Below are 6,638 nucleotides of genomic sequence, written 5' to 3'. Positions count from 1 at the left end.
ATTCAGTAACCCCCCACTGCCGATATCACCGTCCGAATCACTCCTCACCTCGATCTTCCGATTGTAGATTGGCTTCGACAGCGTCTGAAACGTCTGTTTGAGACTCGGTGAGCTTATGGGTAAGAGACAGCCCTGAAGGGGTGGGATTCCTCTGGTGGGGATGTTGGCTATGCCGTCCCCACAGAGGCAAGTTTCCCTCGCCGGTACTCCGGTTTGTGCGCTCCTCGTTGGGACTTGCCCTCGCGGGAGAGCGTGATGACTCCGACCAGTTGTGGTCGTCCCACTTGAGGCGCACAGGCCGTGCCATCGACCCAACGTTTTCGCTAGCCTGTCGTTCGAGGAACGTCCGCGAGGCACCAAGGTCGGCGTGCCCCTCGTAGCCACACGAACACCGAAACACGTCGCCGTCCCGTTCTGACTCGTCTCGCTCGCCACACACCGGGCGCTCAGTCGTCGTGTACGCTTCCGACCGGACTTCGACCGTGATGCCGTACTCCTCAGCAGTTGTCGCAAGCCGGTCGATGAACAACCGGTACGCCCAGAACTGGTGCATCTTCTCGTTCACATGCGCCGACCAATGTGCCGACAGCATGTCGGTGAAGTCGCCAACGTACACGTTGGCCACGCCCTCGCTCTAATCGGGAACTGTATTTCAGTCCCATAAACTTATGGTCTATAACATCATAGGTTACAGTACAGTAGGATGTCGAAGCGTCACCCGATCGAGTTGAACCGCGCTGTCCCCGGTGGGCGCGTGGAGATATTCGCTGTCCGCGACGAGGAGTATCCGGACGGGTGGTTCTATCGGTTTCAGTACTATCACCCTGAGACCGGCGAACTGCTCCGGTATGACGACGCGCACGACGACGACGATCTCGGTTGGCATCACCGGCACGTTCGATTTGGCGACGGCACAGCGATCGAGTTTCACAGCCTTGCGGCTCATATGACTCGGTTTCTGAACGAATTGCGACGCTGGCAGACACGGAGACCACCAATGACTGAGCCCAACCACGACGGCTGGCCCGACAAGTACAGTGACCCTCGCGACCGGCCGCATCCCGATGTCCTTCGCATTACCGTCGAATCGTTCGACGATACGTTCGAGGACACGCTCACCGCTGTCAACGCGATCGCAGACGGCGACCCACAGCCCGCAGTGGTATCGTTCGCGACAGTTGGCGAGCTGCGGACGATCCTCACCAACCGGCGGATCGAGCTCCTTCAGACGCTGATGGATACCGAAGGTGCCGCTAAGAGCATCAGCGCGCTCGCCAAGGCACTCAATCGCGACTACAAGCCAGTCCACGACGATGTCACGCGTCTGGCGGACTACGGGATCGTATTCATCGTCGAGGACGACGAACGCTCGAAGCGGCCGTACCTCCCGTACGAGCGCATCCGTCTTGATGTCGAACTCACCGCGAACAACCCGGGTGAGGAGCCCGCGACGGCGTGAGGCACTCCTTTCGGACTCTCGTTTGGAACACAGAATATCATAGACGAGGTCGGCAAAATCCCTCTATAGTGGTGTCAAATCTGTAGATATTAGAACTTTTGCTCGGCGTCAGTGATCCACGACTGAAGTCCTGTCTCTTACCCATAAGCTCACCGAGTCTCAAACAGACGTTTCAGACGCTGTCGAAGCCAATCTACAATCGGAAGATCGAGGTGAGGAGTGATTCGGCCGGTGATATCGGCAGTGGGGGGTTACTGAATACGGGTTAACGAGATCGGTAAAATCGTTCCATAAGGGCGTTACATCTGTAGATATCGGGATTCTGTTCGGGGTCGTTGATTTCGGCAACGACTCGATTTGTGGGTAAGAGACAGGGCTTTAGCCGTGGAAGGAGGTCAAATGCCGAATGCGCTCGTATGGCGTCGTGTTAGCGGTCTTTAGGCGCTAAGCACCCGTCCTTGAGGAGTGACCGTAGGGAGCGAGTAGGGTGGGGATACAGCGCCGTCATCATCTCGCATACACTGTCTTATTGCTGACTCACAGGCCCACGATCGATACACTTATGTTGAAACAATATTTAAATTCTGGTGATGGATAGACACGAAATCGAAGGCCACGAAGTCATCGATGGCGAGGTCAAGCCCACTGGTAACGGTGCTCACGTGCTTGTCCCGAAGGACTGGCGTGGCGCAGACGTGAAAATCGTCCGAACATCGGAACCCGACGGGTAATCAATGCACTACGCGTACAGGTATCGCCTCCACCCGACTGAATCCCAGCGAGAGACGTTGGACTATCACCGCGATACCTGTCGGCAACTGTACAACCACGCGCTCAACGAGTTCGAACAAATCCCTGACTCAGCAGGAACGCTCAACCAGCGAGTGCGCCAAGTCCGTGACCAGATACCCGACCTCAAAGACTGGTGGAACGAGCTTACCGACCTGTACTCAACTGTCGCACAAGCTGCCGTGATGCGAATCGAGGACAGCATCAAAGCACTCTCACAGCTCAAACAGAACGGGTACAACGTCGGGAGTCTCAACTGGAAAGCACCGAGCGAGTTCAGGAGTTTCACGTACGTACAGTCTGGCTTCGAGTTCGACAAGAAGAACGGCCAGACCGTCCTCTCACTCTCGAAACTCGCAGATATTCCAATCAGTTACCACCGCGAAATTCCCGAGGATATCACCGTCAAAGAGGTCTCTATCAAGAAAGAACGGACTGGTGAATGGTACGCTTCCTTCGCTGTCGAAGGGAAGGAAGAACCAGCGAAACCAGCTAATCCTGACCGCTGTGTCGGCATTGATGTTGGCATCCTCAAATACGCTCACGACACGGATGGGCGTGCTGTCGGCTCACTCGACCTCCAAGACGAACGAGAGCGACTCACGCGCGAACAACGGTCTCTCTCGCGGAAACAACACGGCTCGAACAACTGGGAGAAACAACGGCTACAAGTGGCTGAGTGTCACCAGCAACTCAGACGGAAACGCCACGACTTCCTACATAAACTCTCGAATTACTACGCTACTGAGTACGACTTGGTGGCCGTCGAGGATTTGAACGTGAAGTCGATGCTGGAGTCGGCTGGCAACAGTCAGAACACGGCTTCGGCAGCGTGGGATACGTTCACGACGATGCTTGAATACAAGTGTAAGCGAGAGGGGACGCACTTTGTTGAGGTAGAGCCAGCAGGCACGACGAAAGAGTGCGCGTCGTGTGGTGTCGAGTCAGACAAACCGTTATGGGTGCGAGAGCATTCATGTCCTGCCTGTGGGTTCGAGATGGATAGGGATGCAAATGCCGCACTCAACGTTTTGTCTCGCGGTTTCGAGAAGCTAGGACTGGGACAGTCCAAAGCCACAACGCCTGTGGAGACTGCGCTCCCTATGTTCACGTCGTCGGGGTCGTTCGATGTCGTGGATGTACAGCGCGTCGTAGAAACAGGAAGCCCCACCCTCAAGGAAGCCGCGCCAGGGTCTGAGTAGGGTGGGGTAGTTCACACTCCCAGTCTGTCCCGACTGCCTCGTTGATATCTGTAAAGTTAGTTGGTGGGTGTCGGTCGCTCATGTAGGCACAGACGACCTAGAGGAAAATAGTACTTTGGTATGGTTCTATATTCTTTCACTGCTCTCGAAAGCTGTGGTCCGTCCACGCAGACCAGTACGTGGCGGTCGATCTGTTCGACGCGCTGGTAACCGTGACGCGGTTGAGTAGGTAGCTCTCATACCTAGCCGGCTAGGCGGAAGTCCTATACATTGATATCGCTATAGAGATAACTACGAACGAGCCCGGCCAGACGGAGAAGCGGCCAGATACCAATGATCGAATTAATGGACCCTACAGCTGCGAAGATTGTTTTAGCAGCTCAGCGTGGCGATTCTATCAATCGCATCGCGAGCAAGATTGACATCTCGTACTCATGGGTGTACGACTGGATGGAGCGGTTGGATAACGCAAATATTATCGCTAAGACAGATAATGGAATTCAGATCGTCGACCACGAGATGCGCCAGCAGTACGCCGAGATAATAGCTGCGTTGTACAGTCGCGACACTATCTCGCAAGAGGACGCGTACATCATCCCCCACTTCGCTGGGATGGAGTTTGTGTACACGGAAATTGACGCGGCGTATGTCTGGACGCACGGCGGCTTCCAGATCGCGCGGAGCCACGACGACTATCCGGTGTTCATCGAAGTACACGACCGTGATGTCGAACGGTGGATTGCGTTTTTCCAACAGTGGGGCGTTGATACGACGATCAACGAGCGCCCGGACGCCAGCGACGTCGATGGGAACATCCACTACGTGTTGTACCCGAAGACCAATGGTATCGACGCCGAGTGGGTCGAAGGCAACCCCGTCATCCCGTTGGACGATGCCGTCAGCCAGATGATGGAGAATCGGCCAGCGTACGAGCCCGCCTTGGAGATCATGGCCGACGAGTACGACAGGGACATCGATGCGACACATCACAGTAGCTTGACATTCTCCTCCGAGTAAACGCGGAGGAATCCTGAGCGTTGGAGATTTCAGGTTTACAGTTCCACCGAACTCCGACACGGTGAGAATTCGTGTGGGGTTCACGGACTGTGACGGGTGGGACTGCTGAGAGTGCCAAGCCCCCGGTACTCCTATCCTCTATCCAACCGCGAAAGAGTTCTCGAACAACTGGTGGGATTCTCACCAACGTACATATTCTCCCGCAGTTGCGGTCAATACGTGCGAGTCACAGATACTGGATCGACTGATCCTCCGCGGATCTGTACTGGAGGTACTCATCGACGACTTTCACGATATCGCCGATCTGGCGCCCAGCCTGTCGAACATAGAGCAACCCCCTGTGCTCCAGCCCCCGTCCTTCGACGAGTGAGAGAAAGTCGTCGTCGAACGTCAAGAGCAGCCAGTCTTTTTCGACCACGTACCGCAACTGTTCACGGTCGGAGTCACCGAGAGTCTCTTCGTCTCGGGCGGTGTGGATCGTCCACCCGCGTCGACGAAGGCCATCCGCGACGGGAATCCAGATACTCTCGTCGCAGTACACCGGTCGCATTACGCGGATGCTGGTTCAGACGAAGGCGACCGGAACTCATCGATGTGGTCATAGTAGTACGCGAGTGCGCGGTGAACATCACTCAGACTGAGATTGGGGTATAGCTGCGTTATTTCGTCGGGATCGTAGCCGCTGTGTTCGTACGCCGAGGCAATATCCTTCACACGGATCCCCGTTCCATTAATTGTCGGCGCACCGTCGCTGTGTTCTGAATCCCGGACGATTCCCATACTTCCGATTGGCTATCCACTAACTTAAAACGGGGGGCGGTAGCCGGACTGCCCCTTCTCGATCAACACGCACTCTTCAGCGACCAGCTGTTTCAGGTACGATATCGAAACCGTCCATCTCGACGAGCGCATGAACGTGAAAACGCCCACCGATGTCGACCGGGCGACACAGCTCGGACGGGAGTCGTCGGGCTAGCGATCGTCGAGATACGCCCGGACGTACGGATGGAGATTCTCGAACGGGGGCCGGAAGACTTGGAAGGCGCTGTGCTGGTCGTCGCCACCGATCTCGGGATCGTCGCGTTCGAAATGACACCGGTAGCCGGTCGCGAGGTAGTGTTTCGAGTCGACGCCGTCGACATCGGCCGTCTCGTAGCAATGTTCGTACGTTCCGAGACACTCATCGATCACGACGGCTTCGCCGAGTTCTTCGGTGGCCACGCGGTGGACGGCCTCAGTCCGAGGTTCGTTTTTGTGTACCGTCCCGCCGGGCACGAACCACTCGCCTTTCGCGGGTTCGTTCGCGCGTTTCCCGAGGAGGACGCCCCCGTCGTGTTCGATCACGAGATCAACCGAGACAAGCGGAACGTTCGCGACGATCGTCCGCCACTCGGCGTCGGGGATCCATCGATCGCGTGTGTCGTCGGTGTCGCTCTGTGGATCGGTCACCACGTCAGCCCCTCGTAGACGATCCCGTCACGGCGGTCGATCGCCCGCCGGCCGTCGACGACCACGGGCGTCCGCATGGCGTCGAACTCCTCGTCGAGGCCGGTGATCGCTTCCCAGTCAGTCACGACGAGGGCGGCAACCGCCCCGAACAGTGCTGCGTCAGGGGTGTCGACGTACTCGACGTCGGGGAACCGCTCGCGCATGTTCTCGATCGCGACCGGGTCGTAGGCGACGACCTCAGCGCCGCGCGCTTGGAGTCCCTCGATGACAGGGATGGCCCGGCTGTTGCGGATATCGTCCGTACCCGGTTTGAATGCGAGGCCGAGCACCGCTACCCGCTTGGCGGCGACGTCGACGTGGTCGTCCATGAGCGAGAGCAGCCGGATGGGTTGGCGGTCGTTCACCGCGGTCGTGGCATCAAGCATCGCTGGCTCATGTCCTGTGGGGCAACGAAGACCGGGACCGCGGCGTCTCGGTCAGCAAAGCCTTGGACATCTGTCGTGATGATCGCCATCCCTTCGGACGCGGCGTACGCCACGATCGCGTCATCGGTCGCTTCCGGGCCAGGTGCGGCGATCTCCCGCGAGTACTCGACATCGTGACCGTCACCACGGAGTGCGGAGACGTACTCTTCAGGCACGTTCACGTCGGCAAGAATCCGGCTCACGACTCCGCGGCATCCTCAGTCGACTCGGCAGTCTCACCGCGGCGTTCGTCGACGA

General features: G+C 57.4%; 8 protein-coding genes and 3 pseudogenes. 5 read left to right on the top strand and 6 right to left on the bottom strand.

The features are described 5' to 3' along the window. Nucleotides 1-167: 167 nt before the first annotated feature. A pseudogene (locus Z052_RS14325) lies at nt 168-631 on the bottom strand (zinc ribbon domain-containing protein); the annotation flags it as partial. Nucleotides 632-703: 72 nt separating this feature from the next. Between Z052_RS14325 and Z052_RS21030 the strand changes: the two are divergent. The 5 genes and pseudogenes from Z052_RS21030 to Z052_RS14305 form a co-directional block, all read left to right on the top strand. Beyond that, nucleotides 704-910, top strand: a pseudogene (locus Z052_RS21030) (DUF6516 family protein); the annotation flags it as partial. Between the two features lie 87 nt (nt 911-997). Further along, entirely contained in the window at nt 998-1,459 is a 462-nt protein-coding gene (locus Z052_RS14315; protein ID WP_099289168.1) for a hypothetical protein, read from the top strand. 590 nt (nt 1,460-2,049) lie between these two features. Further along, nucleotides 2,050-2,190 (top strand): DUF2080 family transposase-associated protein, encoded by a 141-nt coding sequence (locus tag Z052_RS19840; protein ID WP_144050032.1) that lies wholly within the window; start codon nt 2,050-2,052, stop codon nt 2,188-2,190. A 3-nt stretch (nt 2,191-2,193) separates the two neighbouring features. Further along, nucleotides 2,194-3,450 (top strand): RNA-guided endonuclease TnpB family protein, encoded by a 1,257-nt coding sequence (locus Z052_RS14310; RefSeq protein WP_099289167.1) that lies wholly within the window; start codon nt 2,194-2,196, stop codon nt 3,448-3,450. A gap of 345 nt (nt 3,451-3,795) precedes the next feature. Next, a complete protein-coding gene (locus Z052_RS14305; protein ID WP_099289169.1) occupies nt 3,796-4,467 on the top strand; it encodes a helix-turn-helix domain-containing protein in 672 nt (223 codons plus the stop codon). A 226-nt stretch (nt 4,468-4,693) separates the two neighbouring features. Here the strand turns inward: Z052_RS14305 and Z052_RS14300 are convergent, their stop codons facing one another. From Z052_RS14300 to Z052_RS14280, 5 genes and pseudogenes are all read right to left on the bottom strand, one after another. Beyond that, the gene (locus Z052_RS14300; RefSeq protein ID WP_141212135.1) at nt 4,694-5,008 is read right to left on the bottom strand and encodes a DUF5615 family PIN-like protein; all 315 of its coding nucleotides are present in this window, start codon (nt 5,006-5,008) and stop codon (nt 4,694-4,696) included. Nucleotides 5,009-5,016: 8 nt separating this feature from the next. Next, complete coding sequence (locus tag Z052_RS14295; protein WP_089309319.1) at nt 5,017-5,247, bottom strand: DUF433 domain-containing protein; 231 nt, start codon at nt 5,245-5,247, stop codon at nt 5,017-5,019. 192 nt (nt 5,248-5,439) lie between these two features. After that, a complete protein-coding gene (locus Z052_RS14290; protein WP_099289166.1) occupies nt 5,440-5,919 on the bottom strand; it encodes a GDP-mannose mannosyl hydrolase in 480 nt (159 codons plus the stop codon). Then, nucleotides 5,913-6,356: pseudogene (locus Z052_RS14285) on the bottom strand (UDP binding domain-containing protein); the annotation flags it as partial. The pseudogene Z052_RS14285 and the gene Z052_RS14290, both read right to left, overlap by 7 nt. After that, nucleotides 6,317-6,583: a DUF5615 family PIN-like protein gene (locus Z052_RS14280; RefSeq protein ID WP_094580125.1), complete on the bottom strand. Its 267-nt coding sequence runs from the start codon at nt 6,581-6,583 to the stop codon at nt 6,317-6,319. The gene Z052_RS14280 and the pseudogene Z052_RS14285, both read right to left, overlap by 40 nt. Nucleotides 6,584-6,638: the final 55 nt, after the last annotated feature.

The organism is Halorubrum sp. C191, from assembly GCF_002727095.1.
GTDB lineage: Archaea > Halobacteriota > Halobacteria > Halobacteriales > Haloferacaceae > Halorubrum > Halorubrum ezzemoulense.
Note: the sequence above shows the minus strand (reverse complement) of the source record. Positions and strands in the feature narration are given on the sequence as shown.

Bases quoted from the DNA above. Each gene is read 5' to 3' on its own strand.
- Z052_RS14315 (WP_099289168.1), top strand. From the start codon at position 998: ATGACTGAGCCCAACCACGACGGCTGGCCCGACAAGTACAGTGACCCT.
- Z052_RS19840 (WP_144050032.1), top strand. From the start codon at position 2,050: ATGGATAGACACGAAATCGAAGGCCACGAAGTCATCGATGGCGAGGTC.
- Z052_RS14310 (WP_099289167.1), top strand. From the start codon at position 2,194: ATGCACTACGCGTACAGGTATCGCCTCCACCCGACTGAATCCCAGCGA.
- Z052_RS14305 (WP_099289169.1), top strand. From the start codon at position 3,796: ATGGACCCTACAGCTGCGAAGATTGTTTTAGCAGCTCAGCGTGGCGAT.
- Z052_RS14295 (WP_089309319.1), bottom strand. From the start codon at position 5,247: ATGGGAATCGTCCGGGATTCAGAACACAGCGACGGTGCGCCGACAATT.